The organism is Pseudomonas fluorescens (genome assembly GCF_000968015.1).
In the GTDB taxonomy this organism is placed as follows: domain Bacteria; phylum Pseudomonadota; class Gammaproteobacteria; order Pseudomonadales; family Pseudomonadaceae; genus Aquipseudomonas; species Aquipseudomonas fluorescens_W.
In genome coordinates, this window is the sequence record NZ_LACH01000025.1 from 46,541 (window position 1) to 66,435 (window position 19,895).

16 protein-coding genes and 5 tRNA genes are annotated in these 19,895 nt (G+C 59.3%); 6 read left to right on the forward strand and 15 right to left on the reverse strand.

The window, feature by feature from the left end; translation table 11 throughout:
• Positions 1-83 precede the first annotated feature (83 nt).
• The 9 genes from VD17_RS13440 to gltX all read right to left on the reverse strand — a co-directional run bounded on the left by VD17_RS13440 (position 84) and on the right by gltX (position 5,466).
• Positions 84-1,043 (reverse strand): tRNA dihydrouridine synthase, encoded by a 960-nt coding sequence (locus VD17_RS13440; RefSeq protein WP_046054225.1) that lies wholly within the window; start codon positions 1,041-1,043, stop codon positions 84-86.
• Positions 1,044-1,204: 161 nt separating this feature from the next.
• Positions 1,205-1,642, reverse strand: coding sequence for an acyl-CoA thioesterase (locus VD17_RS13445; protein WP_046054226.1), 438 nt, complete (start codon positions 1,640-1,642; stop codon positions 1,205-1,207).
• A gap of 48 nt (positions 1,643-1,690) precedes the next feature.
• Positions 1,691-2,524 carry an alpha/beta fold hydrolase gene (locus tag VD17_RS13450; RefSeq protein WP_046054227.1) on the reverse strand — a complete coding sequence of 278 codons (834 nt, stop codon included), beginning with the start codon at positions 2,522-2,524 and terminating at the stop codon, positions 1,691-1,693.
• 31 nt (positions 2,525-2,555) lie between these two features.
• Positions 2,556-3,095, reverse strand: coding sequence for a TetR/AcrR family transcriptional regulator (locus tag VD17_RS13455; RefSeq protein WP_046054228.1), 540 nt, complete (start codon positions 3,093-3,095; stop codon positions 2,556-2,558).
• A 183-nt stretch (positions 3,096-3,278) separates the two neighbouring features.
• Positions 3,279-3,354 (reverse strand) — tRNA-Glu (locus tag VD17_RS13460).
• 80 nt (positions 3,355-3,434) lie between these two features.
• Positions 3,435-3,510: transfer RNA gene (locus tag VD17_RS13465), tRNA-Ala, on the reverse strand.
• Between the two features lie 53 nt (positions 3,511-3,563).
• A tRNA-Glu gene (locus VD17_RS13470) sits at positions 3,564-3,639 on the reverse strand.
• A gap of 79 nt (positions 3,640-3,718) precedes the next feature.
• Positions 3,719-3,794: transfer RNA gene (locus VD17_RS13475), tRNA-Ala, on the reverse strand.
• A gap of 190 nt (positions 3,795-3,984) precedes the next feature.
• Positions 3,985-5,466: a glutamate--tRNA ligase gene (gltX, locus tag VD17_RS13480; RefSeq protein ID WP_008151288.1), complete on the reverse strand. Its 1,482-nt coding sequence runs from the start codon at positions 5,464-5,466 to the stop codon at positions 3,985-3,987.
• 219 nt (positions 5,467-5,685) lie between these two features.
• Here gltX and VD17_RS13485 point away from each other — a divergent pair, with 219 nt between their 5' ends.
• Together VD17_RS13485 and VD17_RS13490 are read left to right on the forward strand one after the other, a co-directional pair.
• A complete protein-coding gene (locus VD17_RS13485) occupies positions 5,686-6,735 on the forward strand; it encodes an HlyD family secretion protein (RefSeq protein WP_033061863.1) in 1,050 nt (349 codons plus the stop codon).
• A 49-nt stretch (positions 6,736-6,784) separates the two neighbouring features.
• On the forward strand, positions 6,785-8,275 hold the full coding sequence (locus VD17_RS13490) for an MDR family MFS transporter (protein WP_185753146.1): 1,491 nt from the start codon (positions 6,785-6,787) through the stop codon (positions 8,273-8,275).
• Between the two features lie 146 nt (positions 8,276-8,421).
• On the opposite strand, the gene uvrB is transcribed toward VD17_RS13490, so the two are convergent.
• Positions 8,422-10,437, reverse strand: coding sequence for an excinuclease ABC subunit UvrB (gene uvrB, locus VD17_RS13495; RefSeq protein WP_033061866.1), 2,016 nt, complete (start codon positions 10,435-10,437; stop codon positions 8,422-8,424).
• A 351-nt stretch (positions 10,438-10,788) separates the two neighbouring features.
• On the opposite strand from uvrB, the gene VD17_RS13500 reads away from it, so the two are divergent.
• Together VD17_RS13500 and VD17_RS13505 are read left to right on the forward strand one after the other, a co-directional pair.
• Positions 10,789-11,985, forward strand: a complete 1,197-nt coding sequence (locus VD17_RS13500; RefSeq protein WP_033061869.1) for an amino acid aminotransferase — start codon at positions 10,789-10,791, stop codon at positions 11,983-11,985.
• Positions 11,986-12,234: 249 nt separating this feature from the next.
• A complete protein-coding gene (locus VD17_RS13505; protein ID WP_046054230.1) occupies positions 12,235-12,444 on the forward strand; it encodes a hypothetical protein in 210 nt (69 codons plus the stop codon).
• On the opposite strand, the gene VD17_RS13510 is transcribed toward VD17_RS13505, so the two are convergent.
• Positions 12,441-12,671 carry a hypothetical protein gene (locus tag VD17_RS13510; protein WP_046054231.1) on the reverse strand — a complete coding sequence of 77 codons (231 nt, stop codon included), beginning with the start codon at positions 12,669-12,671 and terminating at the stop codon, positions 12,441-12,443. The genes VD17_RS13505 and VD17_RS13510 overlap by 4 nt on opposite strands.
• A gap of 227 nt (positions 12,672-12,898) precedes the next feature.
• Here VD17_RS13510 and VD17_RS13515 point away from each other — a divergent pair.
• Positions 12,899-12,974: transfer RNA gene (locus VD17_RS13515), tRNA-Asn, on the forward strand.
• 182 nt (positions 12,975-13,156) lie between these two features.
• Here VD17_RS13515 and VD17_RS13520 read toward each other — a convergent pair.
• Positions 13,157-14,674 (reverse strand): nucleobase:cation symporter-2 family protein, encoded by a 1,518-nt coding sequence (locus VD17_RS13520; RefSeq protein ID WP_046054232.1) that lies wholly within the window; start codon positions 14,672-14,674, stop codon positions 13,157-13,159.
• A gap of 241 nt (positions 14,675-14,915) precedes the next feature.
• Between VD17_RS13520 and VD17_RS13525 the strand changes: the two genes are divergently transcribed.
• Positions 14,916-15,401, forward strand: a complete 486-nt coding sequence (locus tag VD17_RS13525; RefSeq protein WP_046054233.1) for a hypothetical protein — start codon at positions 14,916-14,918, stop codon at positions 15,399-15,401.
• Between the two features lie 21 nt (positions 15,402-15,422).
• On the opposite strand, the gene VD17_RS13530 is transcribed toward VD17_RS13525, so the two are convergent.
• From VD17_RS13530 to VD17_RS13540, 3 genes are all read right to left on the reverse strand, one after another.
• Positions 15,423-16,250 carry an arylamine N-acetyltransferase family protein gene (locus VD17_RS13530; protein WP_046054234.1) on the reverse strand — a complete coding sequence of 276 codons (828 nt, stop codon included), beginning with the start codon at positions 16,248-16,250 and terminating at the stop codon, positions 15,423-15,425.
• Between the two features lie 110 nt (positions 16,251-16,360).
• Entirely contained in the window at positions 16,361-17,155 is a 795-nt protein-coding gene (locus VD17_RS13535) for an exodeoxyribonuclease III (protein ID WP_046054235.1), read from the reverse strand.
• A gap of 99 nt (positions 17,156-17,254) precedes the next feature.
• Positions 17,255-19,825 (reverse strand): bifunctional diguanylate cyclase/phosphodiesterase, encoded by a 2,571-nt coding sequence (locus tag VD17_RS13540; RefSeq protein WP_046054236.1) that lies wholly within the window; start codon positions 19,823-19,825, stop codon positions 17,255-17,257.
• Positions 19,826-19,895: the final 70 nt, after the last annotated feature.

Below are 19,895 nucleotides of genomic sequence, written 5' to 3' on the forward strand. Positions count from 1 at the left end.
CCCGAATTCGGCATCGCGTAATCCTTAAATAAGGACCGCTGATTGCTTTTCAAGAGATTATTTACTGTTTTTTTCAGTTGGATTCAGGCTGCCTCGGACACCTGAAGACCCAGTAAACGCGAGACCTGATCCAGTTCGGTCTCACGACGCAGCACGGTGAACAGCTCGACCGCTTCAGGGTAATTGCGGGTCAGCATCGCCAGCCACTGCTTCAGGCGACCCGGCGATTGGCGTGGCGTCATCTGCGCCTTGGCTTGCAGCCAGAAGTCCTGAATCAATGGCAGCAGCTCGGCCCAAGTCATCTCGACGACGTCCTCACCGGCCCGCGCCATTGCGATTTGCCGTGCCAGGTCCGGGCGCGAAACCAGGCCGCGGCCGAGCATGATGTCCTCGACGCCGCTGATTTCGCGGCAACGACGCCAGTCTTCGACGCTCCAGATGTCACCATTGGCGAACACCGGAACCTTGACCACATCCTGCACCCGGGGGATCCATTCCCAATGGGCTGGCGGCTTGTAGCCGTCAGTCTTGGTCCGCGCGTGAACCACGATGTGCGCCGCGCCACCTTCGGCCAGGGCCGTGGCACACACCAGCGCACCGTCCGGGCTGTCGAAACCGAGGCGCATCTTGGCAGTCACCGGAATGTGCGCCGGAACGGCACGACGGACATGTTCAACGATCTGGTTCAGCAGCTCAGGCTCTTTGAGCAGTACCGCACCGCCACGGGACTTGTTCACAGTCTTGGCTGGGCAGCCGAAGTTCAGGTCGATGACCTCGGAACCCAGTTCGCAGGCCAGCGCGGCGTTTTCCGCCAGGCATACCGGATCGGAACCGAGCAGCTGCACTCGCAGCGGCACGCCGGATGCGGTGCGGGCGCCGGTCAACAGCTCCGGGCCGAACTTGTGGTAATAGGCAGGCGTGAGCAGTTGATCGTTGATCCGAATGAACTCGGTCACGCACCAATCGATACCGCCCACACGGGTCAGCACGTCCCGCAGGATGTTGTCGACCAACCCCTCCATGGGCGCCAAAGCAATTTGCATGAAAAACACACTCAACGAAAAACGTGCGGCAGTTTACAGGTTTTGCTCATGTAGGAGCTGTCGAGTGAAACGAGGCTGCGATCTTTTGATCTTGTTTTTAAAAATCAAAGTCAAAAGANNATCGCAGCCTCGTTTCACTCGACAGCTCCTACAAGGGACAGTCAGGCCGGGAGTTGCAGTGCCGGGCCGTAGCCGTCGATGAACTCCGCTGGCATACGCTTGGGCTTGCCGGTCGACAGTTCGATGCAGACGAAGGTGGTCTGCGCTCGCAGCAACGTGGTGTTGTCGCTGGGGCGCTTCAACTGGAAGTGTCGGGTCATTTTCAGACGCTGGTCCCAATCGACGATCCAGGTCGCCAATTGCAACTCATCGCCTTCATAGGCAGCCGCCAGGTAATCGATCTCGTGCCGCACCACCGCCATCGCCCGATCCAGCCGACGATACTCGACCAGGTCCAGGCCAAGGCGCTGGGAGTGACGCCAGGCACAGCGTTCGAGCCAGGTCACGTACACCGCGTTGTTCGCGTGACCCAGCCCATCGATGTCCTCTGCGCCGACTTCCAGATCAATGATAAATGGCGTTGCCCGATCCCAGCCCATGCCCCACTCCCGGTCAGAAAATTTTCACCGGGGCAGTGTAACGGATGCTCAGGCCGATTGGCGCGATTGCAGACTGCGACCGGCGAGCAACGAGAGAACGCCATCAATCACCCGAGGATCTGCCAACACCCGCTGATGACCGCCCTCTTTGAGGCGCAACAAACGGCTGTCGAACCAGGCTTCGTTGATCAGCTGCGATTCCTTGACCGGAACGTAGCAGTCATCTTCGGCGTGAACGATCAAGCCGGGCATGTCGAGTTGATAGTGCGCGACATCCAGTGCCGCAGCGCGCATGCCGACGTCTCTTTCGACCTGACGAATGAACGCCGAGCGGGCTTTCGGCGGCAGACGTACATAGCGTGCGAAACCGCGCAACACGCCGAGAATCCGCGCAGGTGCGGCGATAGTGACCAGGGTTTCGGTGCGCAAGCCCAACTGAACAGCGAGCATGGCACTGGCGCCGCCCATGGAGTGGCCGATGACGGCTTGCAGCGGCGGCAACTCGGCAGCGGCTTCAAGCATGGCTCGGGCGAACAGCACGACGTTCGCTTCGTGGCCCGGCGAGCGACCGTGGGCCGGACCGTCCAGCGCAACCACGGTGTAACCGGCATCGACCAGCGCGGTGATGAGACTGGCAAACTGCGTCGGCCGACCTTCCCAACCGTGCATCAGCAACACCGCGGGGCCTTGCCCCCAGCGCAGCGCCGAGAGGCCGAAGCGCAGGGTAATGCGCTCGGACTTCGCCAGCAGCGGCAATTCCCAATCACGCGGCGGCAATTCCCGCGGCGTCATGAAAGCCAGTCGCATTTTGCTCGCGACCAGTTTCGGTGCAAACCAGCCCAAGGTGCCATTAACGCCACGAACCCACTTTAACGTGCTCATCGCTCTCACTCCTCAGGCAAACGCCTTTAGGTCACAGCACCGCAGATTTGGCGGCGCGCAGCAATCGATCGGACAATTCTCCCGGCCCCAACGCGCGAGCCAAAGCCAAACCACCGACCATCAAGGCTATGTCGGCCAAGGTTTTATCGGTGTCTTCCGGGCTGGCCGCCAACTGCGCGACCATCAACTCCACATGCTCATTCAGCGCCACACGAAACGCGTCCGGCAGACGACCCAACTCACCGACCGAAGCCGGAATCGGGCAGGCCGACTCAGAGGAATCACGGTGTTTGCGTGATAGGTAAAACGCAGCAACCAGCGCACGACGCTCTTCGCCGGTCAATTCAGCGTCCATGTCGGCAATCAAGCTACGACGCTGATCCAGCAGTTGCTTGAACGCTTCCAGCATCATCGCGTCCTTGCTTTCGAAGTGCGCATAGAAGCCGCCGACGGTCAGGCCGGCCGCGCCCATCACTTCGCCCACGCTCGGTTCGGCCGGGCCGCGCTGAATCAGCGCAGCGCTGGCAGCCTTGAGGATGCGTTCGCGTGTTTGAGCTTTTTTATCGTTCATCGTTGCCTCCGAATATTACGACTAGAATATTATTCTCATAATAATTTTACGCAAGTCGTGGATGTGACCGCTGGTCTGAAGAACAGTTTGAAAGAAATAGGGGATTTGGCCAAACGCCAGACAAACAAAAGGGCCATTCAATAATTGAATGACCCTTATAAAATCCCGCAGAGCGGGTAATCGTGGCGTCCCCTAGGGGACTCGAACCCCTGTTACCGCCGTGAAAGGGCGGTGTCCTAGGCCACTAGACGAAGGGGACGCAAAACCTTCTATACAACTGATCAGTGCTGAGAGCTGATCGATTCAAGGCCGGTGTGGCCAGACCTTGAACTGTAAAATTGGTGGAGCTAAGCGGGATCGAACCGCTGACCTCCTGCATGCCATGCAGGCGCTCTCCCAGCTGAGCTATAGCCCCGGATTTTTCGCCTCGCGGCGGAGCGACATCTTGCAACATCGCTTCTGTAAAACTGGCGTCCCCTAGGGGACTCGAACCCCTGTTACCGCCGTGAAAGGGCGGTGTCCTAGGCCACTAGACGAAGGGGACGCAAACCCTTCTATACAACAGATCAACGCTGAGTGTTGATCGCTTCAAGGCCGGTGTGGCCAGACCTTGAAGTGTAAATTGGTGGAGCTAGACGGGATCGAACCGTCGACCTCTTGCATGCCATGCAAGCGCTCTCCCAGCTGAGCTATAGCCCCTCATCGCTGAGGACGGGGCGAATCTTAATGGCGCATCGAAAGGCTGTCAAACTTATTTTTAAAATATTTCAAAGTTTTTTGCCGACATAACAATCACTTACCGCCCTCCCCCCGTAAATTCGGGGGAAGCGCCGAAGATCGAGATCAAAAGATCGCAGCCTTCGGCAGCTCCTACAGAGTCAAACGCCGTTTAGGCAATATTGCCCAGCAGTTTTTCCCACTCCTTGTTTTCCTTCTTCGACACGCCGCCCAGCAAGTCGATCGCCTGGCGCAGACGGAAACGGGTCAGGTCCGGGCCAAGGATTTCCATCGCATCGAGCACCGATACCGAACTGGCCTGGCCAGTGATCGAGGCGAACATCAGCGGCATGGCGTCACGCAGCTTCAGCTCCAGGGATTCGACCACCGCTTGAATCGTTGCGGTGATGCTGTCCTTCTCCCACTGACGCAGGCTTTCCAGCTTCCACAGGATTAACTGCATCAACTGACGCACCTGATCGCCCGAGAGCTTTTTGGATTCAAACAGCTTGGCGTCCGGATTCACGCCACCGGCAAAGAAGAAACCGGCCAGCGGTGCAACCTGGCTGAAGGTTTCAACCCGACCTTGCACGTGTGGCGCGATCTTCATCATGTATTCAGGGTTCAGCGCCCAGGTTTGCAGGCGCGAAGCGAACTCTTCCACCGGCAAGTCACGCAGCCATTGGCCGTTGAGCCACGACAGCTTCTCGATGTCAAAAATCGGCCCGCCGAGGGACACACGGCTCAGGTCGAAGTTATCGACCATTTCCTGCAGCGAGAACTTCTCGCGCTCGTCCGGCATCGACCAGCCCATGCGACCGAGGTAGTTGAGCATCGCTTCCGGCATGAAACCCATGCGCTCGTAGAAGGTCACCGAGGTCGGGTTCTTGCGTTTGGACAGCTTGCTCTTGTCCGGGTTACGTAGCAGCGGCATGTAGCACAGCTCCGGTTGTTCCCAGCCGAAGTATTCGTACAGCAGGATCAGTTTCGGTGCCGAGGGCAGCCACTCTTCGCCGCGCAGAACGTGGGTGATGCCCATCAGGTGGTCATCGACGACGTTGGCCAGGAAGTACGTCGGCAGGCCGTCGGTCTTCATCAGCACTTGCATGTCCATGCGATCCCACGGGATCTCGACGTCGCCACGCAACATGTCCGGCACCACGCAAACGCCTTCGCTCGGCACTTTCATGCGGATCACGTGCGGCTCGCCGGCGGCCAGGCGACGCGCGACTTCTTCCTTGGACAGCAACAGCGCACGGCCGTCGTAACGCGGGGTTTCGCCGCGGGCCATTTGCTCGGCGCGCATCTGGTCCAGCTCTTCAGCGGTGCAGAAGCACGGGAAAGCGTGGCCCATCTCGACCAGCTGCTGGCAGTACTTCTGATAGATGTCGCCACGCTCGCTCTGACGGTAAGGACCGTGCGGGCCGCCAACGTCCGGGCCTTCGCTCCAGTCGATACCCAACCAGCGCAGGGCGTCGAAAATCTGTTGTTCGGACTCGCGGGTCGAACGCAATTGGTCGGTGTCTTCGATCCGCAGGATGAACTCACCGCCGTGCTGCTTGGCAAAGCAGTAGTTGAACAAAGCGATGTAAGCGGTACCTACGTGGGGATCCCCGGTAGGCGATGGCGCGATGCGAGTGCGGACGGTGGTCATGGCAAGTCTCGAAATGAAGATAAAACAAAGGGCGAATGGTAACAGGCGTTGCCCGCCCGGCTCCAGTGAGCAGGGCATTTAAGCCAAGGTTGCGTCTACAACGGGCTCTAGACTCGGTGAATGGCCGATTATCAGCCGATGGCATTTACCCATCATTCGCTGTGTGCCAGATTCGACCACTGATAACTTTCCTTACAAATTCTCGACTACAGTCTGCCCATGCCTGCCCAACTCAAGCGTCGCCTGTTTATTTTCCTGCTGCTCGTCCTGCTGATAGCCGGGGGCTTTTTCGCCCAATGGTTCTTCAAGGGGCGATTCTATGAAAGCACCGACAACGCTTATGTCCAGGGCGAGATCACCCGTGTGTCGAGTCAATTGGGCGCGCGCATCGAACAGGTGCTGGTGCAGGACAACCAGCACGTCGAGAAAGGCCAGCTGCTGATCAAGCTCGAAGGCGATGACTTCCACCTTGCCGTCGACCGCGCCAATGCCGCCCTCGCCACCCGTGAAGCCGAACGCCTGCAAGCCCGAAGCAAACTGACTCAGCAAGCCAGCCTGATCGCCGCCAGCGAGGCGCAAGTCGCGTCCAGCCAGGCGAGTCTCGGTCGCTCACAGATCGACTTGTCTCGCGCGCAAACCCTGCGCAAACCCGGCTATGTCTCGGAAGAACGGGTAACCACCCTCTCCGCCGACAACCACATCGCCCGCTCGCAAGTGACCAAGGCCCAAGCGGACGCCCAAAGCCAGCGCCAACAAATCAACTCCCTGGCCGCTGAAATCAAACGCCTCGACGCCATGATCGCCAACGCCAAAACCGATCTGGCCCAGGCCGAACTGAACCTGACCCGTAGCGAAATCCACGCGCCCATCAGCGGCCTGGTCGGCCAGCGCGCGGCCCGCGAGGGTCAGTATGTGCAAGCGGGTGCTTACCTGATGTCGATCGTCCCGGACCAGGACATCTGGATTCAGGCCAACTTCAAGGAAACCCAGATTGGCCACATGCAGCCCGGCCAAACAGCCGAGCTGACGTTCGATGCCTACAGCAACACGCCCATCGAAGCACGAGTCGACAGCCTTTTTGCCGCTTCGGGTGCGCAGTTCAGCCTGTTGCCGCCGGACAATGCCACCGGCAACTTCACCAAAGTCGTACAACGGATTCCGGTCAAACTGACCTTCGCCGCGAACAATCCGCTGCAAGGCAAGATTCGTCCGGGTATGTCAGTCACCGCCAAAGTGAACATCAAAGACACGCCTGACGATGGCCGGTGACCAACTGATCCGCCCGGTCGGCGAACCGACCCGGCGGGACTGGATTGCGGTGATGAGCGTGATGCTCGGCGCCTTCATGGCGGTGCTCGACATCCAGATCACCAACTCGTCGCTCAAGGATATTCAGGGCGCGCTGTCGGCCACCCTGGAAGAAGGCTCGTGGATTTCCACCTCGTACCTGGTGGCGGAAATCATCATGATTCCGCTGACAGCGTGGCTGGTGCAGTTGCTCTCGGCGCGACGGCTGGCGGTGTGGGTATCCCTCGGATTTCTTGCCGCTTCTCTGCTCTGCTCCATGGCCTGGAGCCTGGAAAGCATGATCGTCTTCCGTGCCTTGCAGGGCTTCACCGGCGGCGCGCTGATCCCGCTGGCGTTCACTCTCACCCTGATCAAACTCCCCGAACACCACCGCGCCAAAGGCATGGCCATGTTCGCCATGACCGCGACGTTCGCACCCTCCATCGGTCCGACCCTCGGCGGTTGGCTGACCGAGAACTGGGGCTGGGAATACATCTTCTACATCAACATTCCGCCGGGCCTGATCATGATCGCAGGCCTGATGTACGGCCTGGAGAAGAAAGAAGCCCACTGGGAACTGCTGAAAAGCACCGACTACCTGGGCATTCTCACGCTGGGCGTGGGCCTCGGTTGTTTGCAGGTGTTTTTGGAGGAAGGCCATCGCAAGGACTGGCTGGAATCGAGCCTGATCGTGACCCTGGGCAGCATTGCGCTGGTCAGCCTGATCACCTTTGTGATCGTGCAGACTTCCAAGCCCAATCCGCTGATCAACCTCGGCATCCTGCGCAATCGAAACTTTGGTTTATCGAGTATTTCCAGTGTCGGGATGGGTGTCGGATTGTACGGATCGATCTACCTGTTGCCGCTGTACCTGGCGCAGATCCAGAACTACAACGCCCTGCAAATCGGTGAAGTGATCATGTGGATGGGTGTACCGCAGCTGTTTCTGATTCCGCTGGTGCCGAAACTGATGAAGTACGTCTCGCCGAAATGGCTGTGCACGTTGGGTTTCGGGCTATTTGGATTGGCGAGTTTTTCATCGGGGGTGTTGAACCCGGACTTCGCCGGGCCGCAGTTCAATCAAATCCAGATCATCCGCGCGCTGGGCCAGCCGCTGATCATGGTGACCATTTCGTTGATCGCTACCGCCTACATCCTGCCGCAAGACGCGGGGTCGGCGTCGAGCCTGTTCAACATCCTGCGCAACCTGGGCGGCGCGATTGGCATCGCCCTCCTCGCCACGTTGCTGGATGCGCGAACCAAGACTTACTTTGATTATTTACGTGAAGCGATTGTGCCGACCAACCCGCAGGTGGCCGAACGCATGGCGTCGCTGACGGATCGGTTTGGCAGTGAGACGGCCGCGCTGGGCAAGCTCAGTGAAATCGCGCATCAGCAGGCGTCGATCATGGCTTACAACGATGCGTTTCACTTTGTCGGGATTGCGCTGGGGGTCAGCATGCTGGCGGTGTTGCTGACCAAGGCGTTGCCGGCGGGATTGAAGGCTGGCGAGGCGCACTAACCAAGATCCGCGGCGCTCAAACGACCGCTATCGCGAGCAAGCTCGCTCCCACAGGGTTCTGTGAGTGGCCACAAATCATGTGAACACCCTCAATCCTTGTGGGAGCGAGCTTGCTCGCGATGAGGCCAGCTCAGGCACCGCAAATATCAAACAGTGATCAACCGCTCCCGCAACTTGCTGATCTCGTCGCGCATCTGCGCCGCTGCTTCGAACTCCAGGTCGCGGGCAAGTTGGTACATTTTCTCTTCCAGCGCCTTGATCCGCTTGGCGACTTCGCCCGGTGAGCGCAATTCGGCTTCGTACTTGGCGTTTTCCTCGGCCGCCTTGGCCATGCCTTTGCGCTTCTTGCTGCGCGAACCCGGCACGGTGGCGCCTTCCATGATGTCGGCAACGTCCTTGAACACACCTTTGGGTGTGATGCCATTGGCCAGGTTAAAGGCGATCTGCTTGTCGCGACGACGCTCGGTTTCGCCGATCGCACGCTCCATGGAACCGGTGATGCGATCCGCGTAGAGAATCGCCCGACCATTGAGGTTGCGCGCCGCCCGGCCGATGGTCTGGATCAGCGAGCGCTCGGAACGCAGAAAGCCTTCCTTGTCCGCATCGAGGATCGCCACCAGCGAGACTTCCGGCATGTCCAGGCCTTCACGCAGCAGGTTGATCCCCACCAGCACATCGAAGGTGCCCAAACGCAGATCGCGGATGATTTCGACCCGCTCCACCGTGTCGATGTCCGAGTGCAGATAACGCACCCGCACGCCGTGGTCGGCCAGGTAATCGGTCAAGTCTTCGGACATCCGCTTGGTCAGCGTGGTGACCAGCACCCGCTCTTCCAGCGCGACGCGCTTGCCGATTTCCGAGAGCAGATCGTCGACTTGGGTCAACGCCGGGCGGATTTCGATTTGCGGGTCTACAAGGCCAGTCGGGCGGACCAGTTGCTCGACCACGCGACCGGCGTGTTCCGCCTCGTAATTGCCTGGCGTTGCCGAAACAAAAATGGTCTGCGGGCTGATGCTTTCGAACTCGTCGAAGCGCATCGGCCGGTTATCCAGCGCGGACGGCAGACGGAAACCGTATTCCACCAACGTCTCTTTACGCGAACGGTCGCCCTTATACATGGCGCCGACTTGCGGCACGCTGACGTGGGATTCGTCGATCACCAGCAAGGCGTCAGCCGGCAGGTAGTCAAACAAAGTGGGCGGCGCCTGGCCGGATTCACGGCCCGACAGGTAACGCGAGTAGTTTTCGATGCCGTTGCAGTAACCCAGTTCGAGGATCATCTCCAGGTCAAAACGGGTGCGCTGCTCCAGGCGCTGGGCCTCAACGAGTTTATTGTTGGAGCGCAGGTAGTCCAGGCGCTCCTGCAACTCGACTTTGATCCCTTCGACGGCACCCAGCAGGGTTTCTCGCGGGGTCACGTAGTGGCTTTTCGGATAGAACGTGAAACGCGGCAGCTTGCGGATCACTTCGCCGGTCAGCGGATCGAAGGCGGACAGGCTCTCGACTTCGTCATCGAACAGCTCGATGCGGATCGCTTCAAAATCGGATTCCGCCGGGTGGATATCGATCACATCGCCGCGGACCCGGAAGGTCGCACGAGCAAATTCCATGTCATTGCGGGTGTATTGCAGATCCGCCAAGCGACGCAGCAACGCACGCTGATCGAGCTTGTCGCCGCGATCCACGTGCAGCACCATTTTCAAATAGGTTTCCGGACTGCCCAGACCGTAGATGCACGACACCGTGGTGACGATGATCGCGTCCTTGCGCTCCAGCAGTGCCTTGGTCGCGGACAATCGCATCTGCTCGATGTGATCGTTGATCGAGGCGTCTTTCTCGATGAACGTATCCGATGACGGCACGTAGGCTTCGGGCTGGTAGTAGTCGTAGTAGGAAACGAAGTATTCGACGGCGTTGTTCGGGAAGAACGCCTTGAACTCACCATACAACTGCGCGGCCAGGGTCTTGTTCGGCGCCAGCACCAGGGTCGGACGCTGAATCTGGGCGATCACGTTGGCGATGCTGAAGGTCTTGCCCGAGCCGGTCACACCGAGCAACGTCTGGTGCGCCAGCCCGGCTTCGATGCCCTCGACCATCAGGCGGATGGCTTCCGGCTGATCGCCGGCGGGCTCGAAGCGGGTGACTAGCTGGAATTCAGACATGAAATACCTCTCGGTTTTCGAAGCAGGAGTCGCGCCTGTCCGGGCGAACCGGGCAGCAACGGGAAAGACCGCAAACGACCGATGTCGCCCGAGGAAAAAACTGGATTGTGCTCAATGTGGAGCCGATTGCCCTCGCTTTCAAGGCAAACGTCCTACATCGGGTAAAACCTTTGACGATGCCAATCGACTAACGGTCGAGAAATAATCGGAAAAACTTACCGTAAAAGCCGAATCGTCTGTCGCCATCAATCGCAGATGGCCTCTATACTAGCTCCCCGTTTGTGCACCGCTCTAGTGCATTCGGCTGGAGCGCTACACGTCCCTCCACTTTCCATTCAGAGCCGCCGCAAAATGAGCCTGTTCTCCGCTGTCGAAATGGCACCACGTGATCCAATCCTGGGCCTCAACGAAGCATTCAACGCCGATACCCGTACCAACAAGGTCAACCTGGGGGTCGGTGTTTACTGCAACGAGGAGGGGCGAATTCCACTCCTGCGCGCCGTTGTCGAAGCCGAGACGATTCGCGTCGCTCAACACGCTTCCCGTGGTTACTTGCCAATCGACGGCATTGCGGCCTACGACCAGGCCGTACAGAAATTGCTGTTTGGTAATGACTCGCCACTGATCGCCGCTGGCCGCGTCATCACCACCCAAGCCGTTGGCGGTACCGGCGCACTCAAAATCGGTGCCGACTTCCTCAAGCAACTGCTGCCGAACGCCGTCGTGGCAATCAGCGACCCGAGCTGGGAAAACCACCGCGCGCTGTTCGAAACCGCCGGTTTTCCGGTGCAGAACTATCGCTACTACGACGCCGCGACCCACGACGTGAACCGTGCTGGCTTGCTGGAAGACTTGAACGCCCTGCCGTCCGGCTCCATCGTTGTCCTGCACGCTTGCTGCCATAACCCGACCGGCGTGGACCTGAGCCCGGCGGACTGGAACAACGTCCTGGACGTGGTGAAAGCCAAAGGTCACGTACCGTTCCTCGACATGGCCTACCAGGGCTTTGGCGATGGCATCGACGAAGACGCCGCTGCCGTGCGTCTGTTCGCTGAATCGGGCCTGACCTTCTTCGTCTCCAGCTCGTTCTCCAAATCGTTCTCGCTGTACGGCGAACGCGTAGGCGCCCTGTCGATCGTCAGCGAATCGAAAGAAGAAAGCGCGCGTGTGCTCTCGCAGGTCAAACGCGTGATCCGCACCAACTACTCCAACCCGCCGACCCACGGTGCAAGCATCGTCGCCGCTGTACTGAACAGCCCGGAACTGCGTGCTCAGTGGGAAGAAGAACTGGCTGAAATGCGTCTGCGGATTCGCGGCATGCGCATTCAGATGGTTGAGCAGTTGGCGAAGCAAGCTCCACAGCGTGATTTCAGCTTCGTCGGTCGTCAGCGCGGCATGTTCTCCTACTCCGGCCTGACGGTTGAGCAAGTGACCCGCCTGCGCAGCGAGTTCGGTATCTACGCCCTGGACACCGGCCGCATCTGCGTCGCCGCGTTGAACCAGAGCAACATCGACGTTGTGACCAAGGCCATCGTTGCGGTGATCTGAGTCGTTGCGTGATACGAAAAACGGGAAGCCTGATGGCTTCCCGTTTTTTTGTCTCAGATAATTATCAAAGCAACAGCCCAGCCCTCTAGACTGCACACCATACCCACTGTGGGAGCGAGCCTGCTCGCGAAAGCGACCGGCCAGCCAACATCAATGTTGAAGGTGGTGGCCTCATCGTCGGAACGCCGCCCGGACCAAGCTCGCTCCCACAGGTTTTATGTACACCCGAGAATTCTTACGAGAGCCGATATGAAAAACGATGACCTGCGTGCAGAGCGCGATGACCTGGATGACCTGAACGATTTCGTCCCTCGCACCCCGGCCAAACGCGGTAACAACCTGGTGATGCAAGTCGCTGCCGGCGTGTTTCTCGGCGGCCTGGCCTTGTGGCTGGTGCAACTGGCCGCAACGATGCTGTACGCCAAACTGATGCTCGCCACCGTCACCTTTGGCGGTTAGGCCAGTTCGGTTGCGCGCTGGGTGGCAGCGTCGTCATAGGCGACGTAGAGCGATTCGGCGACTTGGCTTTTGATGGCCTTGGCGCTTTCCAGGCCCAATACAAAACCTTCGGCCTTGCCACCGGCACGGTTCAATTCGTCAGCGGTGCTGGCCTGAGTGATTGCGTCGAACAGTTTTTCGGCGTGCGGGCCGACGCCTTTGGGCAGGCTGATCTGAGCGATGCTCATGCGAACACCCCGTTGTGGCGAGGTGTGATGGTTGGGTGATTCATGGCGCGTACCTTTTCGGCGAATGGCCGGCAGCGCGTGTAACCACTTCCGGGCCGCCATGGTAGACCTCTGAAGCGATTCTGGTAACCGCTCACGGTCTATAAACCACCGTCCGTCCCCATGAATCCGCCAAATCACCAACAGGTGCTTGACTTCTCTTTTTGAATCAGTAACATACACGCCATTCCGCGATAGCTCAGTTGGTAGAGCAAGTGACTGTTAATCACTGGGTCCCTGGTTCGAGTCCAGGTCGTGGAGCCAGACAGCAATATCGAAAAGCCCCTGAATCGAAAGGTTCAGGGGCTTTTTTGTGGCCGAAAGAAAAGATCGCAGCCTCGCTTCACTCGACAGCTCCTACAGGGGACCGCGTAATCCTGTAGGCGCTGTCGAGTGAAACGAGGCTGCGATCTTTTGATCTACCCGATTTTCAAGCAATACAACGATCAGACATGCTCACTGCTTTTGGCATGAGCCGCGCGATGCTCATTTGAATCATGCCCCGCCTCCACCACCGGAATCTCATTCCCGTCGCAGTCACGCAGTTTGCCTTCGCTGAAATAATCCCCTTCGCGCAACGCTGCCAGATCCTGATAACGCAGGACGCGCTCAGTGCCGGCCGCGAACACTGACTGCTGATCCGAGTTACCGGCAGTGAGGTGGTTGAAGGTCAGGTTCAGCACGATGGCCATGATCGCCGACGAGCTGATGCCCGAGTGGAAAATCGTGGCAAACCAGCTTGGGAAGTGGTCGTAGAAGTTCGGCGCAGCGATGGGGATCATGCCGAAGCCGATGGAGGTGGCGACGATGATCAGGTTGACGTTGTTGCGGTAGTCGACCTTGGACAGCGTACGAATACCGCTGGCCGCCACGGTGCCGAACAGCACGATACCGGCGCCGCCGAGGACAGAAGTCGGTACAGCGGCGATGACGCGCCCCATAAATGGCAGCAAACCGAGGATCACCAGAAACAAACCGCCGGTAGCCACCACGAAGCGGCTCTTGATCCCGGTCACCGCCACCAGCCCGACGTTCTGGGCGAAGGCACTTTGGGTGAAGGAGCCGAAGATCGGCGCGATCATGCTCGACAGCATGTCGGCGCGCAGGCCGTTGCCCAGGCGTTTGGAGTCGACCTTGGTGCCGATGATTTCTCCCACCGCCAGGATGTCAGCCGAGGTTTCCACCAGGGTCACCATGACCACGATGCACATCGACAGGATCGCGGCGAAGTGGAAGGTCGGCATGCCAAAGTGGAACGGCGTCGGGAAGCCGAACATCGGGCCCTGGGTGACGGACGAGAAATCCGCCATGCCGAGGAACACCGCAATCACCGTGCCGATAACCATGGCCAACAGGATCGACAAACGCGAGATGGTTGCGCTGCCGATCTTGCTCAACAGCAGAACCAGCACCAGCGTCACCGCCGCCAGACCGATGTTCGCCATGCTGCCGAAATCCGGGGCATGGCTGTTGCCGCCCATGGCCCAGCGTGCGGCCACTGGCATTAGCGTCAGGCCGATGGTGGTGATCACAATGCCCGTGACCAGCGGCGGGAAAAACCTGGTGATTCGCGAGAACACCGGCGTGATCAGCAGGCCGATCAACGACGCGGCAATCACCGCCCCGAGAATCGATTGAAACCCGCCCTCCCCGCCACTGCTGACAATCGCCACCATCGTCGCGACACCAGAGAACGACACGCCCTGTACCAGCGGCAATTGGCAGCCGAAAAACGGTAAGCCCAGGGTTTGCAGCAAAGTCGCCAGCCCCCCTGCAAACAATGAAGCAGCAATCAACAAACCGATGTCCGCTGGCGAGAGCCCGGCCGCCTGGCCGATGATCAAAGGCACCGCGACGATGCCGCCGTACATGGTCAGAACGTGTTGCAGGCCGTAAGCCATATTCGCGCCGATCCCGAGATTTTCATCCTCAGGCCGTTGGTGTGAAACAGGGGGCGTTTTCATGGTTTGGGGGGTTCCCTGGTTTTTGTTGTGCGCACACTGTATGCAAGACTCAGGACAAATGTCTATAGAGTTGTATACAACTAATCAGTCAAATTATGGACACATGGCCATTCCACACCTGAGACTTGCGCCGCACCTTCCCTGATATGAAACCAAAACCTCCCGGCAACATGACGCAAGGCAAGACGTGCACTACCTTGATAGAGCTACGCTCTCACTGAGACCACGATAGGACATCGACATGAGCAAGGCTGACCAACTCGCCGCGAAACTGAAGCAAACCCAGCACTCCAGCGCCGACGCGACACACTGCACCGATCAGCAGATAGACAGCTGGCCTGCACAGGTTTACGAGTTTTACCACCTCATCGAAGCCTGGCTGGCGCCGCTCAACGAGGCCGGGCTGATCATCCGGCGAGTGCCGACGCACGTCTTCGAGCGTCATCCCGAGGGGGCGACCTACGACTACGCCATCGACCAGTTACTGATTGAAGGCAACCACCACAGCATTACCTTCGACCCCGTCGCTCGTTTCACTGAGGACGGTGCCGGGCGGGTCGAGATCCGCACCCAAGGGAAAGCACTCTCGATGCTGCGAACCGTGAGCGAACACGGCGAGACACAGTGGTGGCTGCAGGCGATCGATCAATCCGGGCAACAACCGGATGCGATCGCCGTGACCGAAGACACTCTGCTTTCGGTGGTGCAGGAGGGGCTGCAGCTGTGAGGCTCAGGGGCGAAATGAGACTCAGGGTTGTTGAATCAGCCCTTCAATAACCCGGTGCAACGCCGCCTCCCGCGGCACCCGAATGTCGAATTCGCTGCGCAACAAACCCATCAATTCATCCACATCAGTCACCTGCCGACGTTCAGTCTCACGGCCGACCCGATGAATCGCAAAACTGCCGTTGTTCAGCGTGCGGCGCCACCCTTCGCCGGTGCGCGCCACCATCAGCTGCCTGGCGAACGACGATTCGGGGTGGGTCGAGACGTACCAGTTGCCGACGGCGTAATCGATGTCTTCCTGGCGCTGTAAATCGAAAATGTACATCGCCCGCCATTCGCCGCCGACGTTGGCGCGCAGGGTGTAGCCATCCTCGTGCAGCTCGATGCGATAGGGCTCGTGAGGGGTGAGCTGTTCGGCCGGGGTATCGAGCATCAGCGGTGCGGTGGGCACCATGCCGCCGAAGCCGACGTCGGTGATGTAGCGCACGCCGTCCAGGGTTACCAGGCTCAAGCGGTGCGTACGGGCGGTCCATGCGCCTTCGGGTTGGCCCATGACCACTCGGCCGGAGATACCGCGCGCATCAAAGCCCAGTGTCTGGAGCAAGGCCAGGAACAGGTTATTGAGTTCGTAGCAGTAACCACCGCGTCCATCGTGCAGGACCTTTTGCTCGATGGACGGCAGGTCGATGAGCACCGGATGGCCCGACAACGTGCTGAGGTTTTCGAACGGGAAGGCGCCGGTGTGGTGCAGTTGAAGCTGGCGCAGGGTTTCCAGGGTCGGCGCCGGAGGCGCGTCGAAGCCCAGGCGCTGCAGGTACAACGCAAGATTGCTCAGGTGTGGCTCGCTCATTGCTCGATCCTTATGCATGGGGCCGGATTTCTCCGCCGATGGCCGCCATGTATAAGGGAAAAAGCGGTTCGACTGACAATTGATTTAGCCAATCGCCGCACACCTGAAGATCAACGCCGCTTGCGCGAACTCAACCGAATCCACGTCGGTGCATGATCACTCGCGTGGGGCTCGTTGCGAACCCAGGCATCGACTCCGGCCTCCTGCAGATAGGGGCTCAACGCCGGGTTAAGCAACAGATGATCGATGCGCAGCCCTGAGTTCTTTTGCCAGTGCTGGCGAAAATAATCCCAGAAGGTATAGAGCCGATCCTCTGGATACAGATGACGCAGGGAATCGGTCCAGCCTTGGGCCAGCAGGCGCTGATAACACTCGCGGCTTTCAGGTTGCAGCAACGCATCCTTCAGCCAGGATCGCGGGTTGTAGATGTCGAGGTCGGTGGGCACCACGTTGTAGTCACCGGCCAGCACCACGGGGTGCTCACTGGCCTGAAGCGTCTGCGCGTAGTGGATCAGCCGTTCGAACCACGCCAGCTTGTAATCGAACTTCGGCCCCGGCTGCGGGTTGCCGTTGGGCAGGTACAGGCAACCCACCAGAATCCCGTGCACGGCGGCCTCCAGATACCGGCTATGGGTGTCGCTGTCATCACCCGGAAGGCCTCGACGACTCTCCAGCGGCTGCGCATCCCGCGCCAGAATCGCCACGCCGTTCCACGAAGACTGACCTTGCCAGATCGCGCCGTAACCCGCGGCCTCAAGCTCGGCGGCGGGGAATGCACTGTCGACTGACTTGAGCTCTTGCAAACAGGCAATGTCCGGTTGCTCTCGCGCAAGCCAGGCCAGCAAGTTCGGCAGTCGGGCGCGCATGCCGTTGACGTTGAATGTCGCGATTTTCAGGTTCTTCATGTTCCAACGCTCGCAACGCAGGGTCGATGTCCAGTTGTGACCGGGGGTGCGTCCCGGCAGTTGCCTCTACGAGCGAGTCAGGCGACTAAAGGCATGCCCCTACACTGGAAACTCGTCATGCGACGCCTTGAGCAATGGCAGTAACGCCTGCTTTTCCATAGGCCGACTCAAGTAGAAACCCTGCACCTCATGGCACTGGTCCGAGACCAGGAAGTCCAGTTGCTCCAGGGTCTCGACGCCCTCTGCCGTCACGGTCAGGCCCATGGCTTTGCCCAGGTTGATGATCGCCTGCACCACGGCGCGGTCATTGCCGCCGCCGCTCATGGACGAGATGAAACGCTTGTCGATCTTGATCCCGTCGAACGGGTACGTGCGCAAATAACCCAGGGACGAATAGCCAGTCCCGAAGTCGTCCATGTTCAATCGCACGCCCAGTTCCTTGAGCGCATTCATGGTCGCCAACGCGCCCTCTACATCGATGAGCATCACGTTTTCGGTGATTTCCAGCTCCAGGCGACTGGCCGGCAAACGGGTCTGGATCAATGCCTCCCTGACGTCCTCCACCACATCGCTGCGGGCAAATTGAACAGGCGACAAATTGACCGACACCATCAACGCACCGGGCCAGGTCAGGGCCGTTTCACAGGCTTCGCGCAACACCCAGCGCCCCAAAGGCACGATCAGGTCAGTCCGCTCGGCCAAAGGAATAAAGTCGTCGGGGCTCAGCAGCCCCTGCTCCGGATGCTGCCAGCGCAGCAACGCTTCCACCGAAACCACCTGCTTGCCGCTCATGTTGTAGCGCGGCTGGTAATGCATCACGAACTCGTGGTTCTTGATCGCCCGGCGCAGATCGTTTTCCAATTGCCGACGGTGCTGGATCTGATCGTTCATGTGCGGCGCAAAGTAGCACCAGGTCTTCTTGCCGTTGGATTTAGCCTGGTACAGCGCAATGTCGGCACACCGGATCAACTCATTGGGAATGTGCCCCTGACGTCGACTCAAGGCGACACCGATGCTCGCGCCGATGTGCAGCGCGTGATGTTCGTAATGAATCGGCTGCTGCAGGCTCTCGAGCAAACGCTCGCAGAACCGGTCGATTTCGGCGTGGCTGTCCATGCCGTTGAGCACCAGCACAAACTCATCACCACCGAGCCGGGCGACCAGATCGATGTCCCGCGTGCACTCGCGCAATCGGGTGGCCACTTCCAGCAGTACGGCGTCGCCAGCCGGGTGACCGAGGGAATCGTTGATCGGCTTGAAGTTATCCAGATCGATCATCAACAGCACCAGCGCTGCCGAATGCTCTTTGTGCGCCAGTGCCTCGTCGAGGAAACGCGCCAGCTTGTTGCGATTCGGCAGCCCCGTCAGGGCATCGTGCAACGACAGATGCTGGATCTGGGCATGGGCAGCGACTTCATCGGTGATGTCGCTGGCCGTTCCGCGATAGCCCAGCACCGCGCCCTTGCGAAGGATCGGTCGTGCCGAAACCCGGCAAATACGCTGTTGCCCCGACTGATCGCGATAGGAGCAGCGCAGATGGCTGACGGGCTGTTCTTCATTGAGCTTATGCAGCCACAGCGACAAGGGCAGCGTATCGCAATTGAGCAGCTGCCCGATGTCCTGCCCGATCCATTGCTGATCGGAAAAACCGGTGACGGTGGCGAAACGTCCTGACAGATAAGAGATGCAATGCTTGTCGTCGATTTCCCAGATCCAGTCGGAAGCGGCCTCAGCCACTGCACGGAAACGTTCTTCACTGGCTTCCAGCGCCTGGTTCGATAAATCGAGGCTGGTGTAGCTGGCATCCACATGCCCGGACGTGCGCAAGACATACCGGAAGAAATAAGCCGTTAACAACACCAGCACCAAAAGCGCGCCGCCCAATGGCGGCAGCAGCGACCAGAGTAGCTGGTGACCCGGTTGCTCAAGTCGGGAAATCAGGCTGTAGCCGGTGTCCGCCAGTGCCACCGCTGGCTTGCCGGGCGAGATGGCGTTATCAGGCGCCAGGTTTAAATCATGCAAACCGTAATCGGCGCTCAGGGCGCTGAGCTTGTCAGGGCTTAATTGGTCGACGAACACCAGCACCGAGGTGCTTTGAGGATCGACCGCCGGTCTTTCGTCATTGGGGACGATCGCAGCGGCCGTCAGCAATGCCGGCTTGCCCTCGAACAGCGTGAACTGGCTGATTGGAGCAATGAGGCTTTCCTGACTCTGGACTGCCTGTATCAGCGTCGCCATCGATGCCGAAAGATAGGTGGTCGCCGCGTCCCGCACCTGAACCCCGCGCACCACTGCGTATTTGGTTTGCTGATGATCGACCACGAAGACGCCATCGTAGTGATCGATGCTGAACAAGGTTTTGCCCAGGTTCTGCTCGACGTAGGCCCATTGCACATCGACCTTGCCGTTCAAATGGTCGTAGGCGGTCGTCCAGTTTGCATAACTGGCGACGTAGTTTTTCGAGGCGGTGATGCGGTTTTCCAGCGCACGCTGGGTGTAGAACGTGGTCTTGGCCAGGTCCTGGGCGTCCAGCCGCCCGGCAATGTTGAACAAGGCCAACAGGGCAATCAGCACACCCAGAACAAACAGCAGGCCAACGACAAATACCAGGTTACGGGTTATCGGCGTATGACGGGGAGCGGCGACGGTGGTAGCGGCGGTCATATCCATGCACTTGATCCTGTCAATCGATTGCCCGATCGGAATGCGACGCTCGCAATGCTTTTTACCAGGGCACTCG

What these genes read in the sequence shown, in the direction of transcription:
- VD17_RS13440 (WP_046054225.1), bottom strand. Translation starts at nt 1,043, where the DNA reads ATGCAAATTGCTTTGGCGCCCATGGAGGGGTTGGTCGACAACATCCTG.
- VD17_RS13445 (WP_046054226.1), bottom strand. Translation starts at nt 1,642, where the DNA reads ATGGGCTGGGATCGGGCAACGCCATTTATCATTGATCTGGAAGTCGGC.
- VD17_RS13450 (WP_046054227.1), bottom strand. Translation starts at nt 2,524, where the DNA reads ATGAGCACGTTAAAGTGGGTTCGTGGCGTTAATGGCACCTTGGGCTGG.
- VD17_RS13455 (WP_046054228.1), bottom strand. Translation starts at nt 3,095, where the DNA reads ATGAACGATAAAAAAGCTCAAACACGCGAACGCATCCTCAAGGCTGCC.
- gltX (WP_008151288.1), bottom strand. Translation starts at nt 5,466, where the DNA reads ATGACCACCGTCCGCACTCGCATCGCGCCATCGCCTACCGGGGATCCC.
- VD17_RS13485 (WP_033061863.1), top strand. Translation starts at nt 5,686, where the DNA reads ATGCCTGCCCAACTCAAGCGTCGCCTGTTTATTTTCCTGCTGCTCGTC.
- uvrB (WP_033061866.1), bottom strand. Translation starts at nt 10,437, where the DNA reads ATGTCTGAATTCCAGCTAGTCACCCGCTTCGAGCCCGCCGGCGATCAG.
- VD17_RS13500 (WP_033061869.1), top strand. Translation starts at nt 10,789, where the DNA reads ATGAGCCTGTTCTCCGCTGTCGAAATGGCACCACGTGATCCAATCCTG.
- VD17_RS13505 (WP_046054230.1), top strand. Translation starts at nt 12,235, where the DNA reads ATGAAAAACGATGACCTGCGTGCAGAGCGCGATGACCTGGATGACCTG.
- VD17_RS13510 (WP_046054231.1), bottom strand. Translation starts at nt 12,671, where the DNA reads ATGAGCATCGCTCAGATCAGCCTGCCCAAAGGCGTCGGCCCGCACGCC.
- VD17_RS13520 (WP_046054232.1), bottom strand. Translation starts at nt 14,674, where the DNA reads ATGAAAACGCCCCCTGTTTCACACCAACGGCCTGAGGATGAAAATCTC.
- VD17_RS13525 (WP_046054233.1), top strand. Translation starts at nt 14,916, where the DNA reads ATGAGCAAGGCTGACCAACTCGCCGCGAAACTGAAGCAAACCCAGCAC.
- VD17_RS13530 (WP_046054234.1), bottom strand. Translation starts at nt 16,250, where the DNA reads ATGAGCGAGCCACACCTGAGCAATCTTGCGTTGTACCTGCAGCGCCTG.
- VD17_RS13535 (WP_046054235.1), bottom strand. Translation starts at nt 17,155, where the DNA reads ATGAAGAACCTGAAAATCGCGACATTCAACGTCAACGGCATGCGCGCC.
- VD17_RS13540 (WP_046054236.1), bottom strand. Translation starts at nt 19,825, where the DNA reads ATGGATATGACCGCCGCTACCACCGTCGCCGCTCCCCGTCATACGCCG.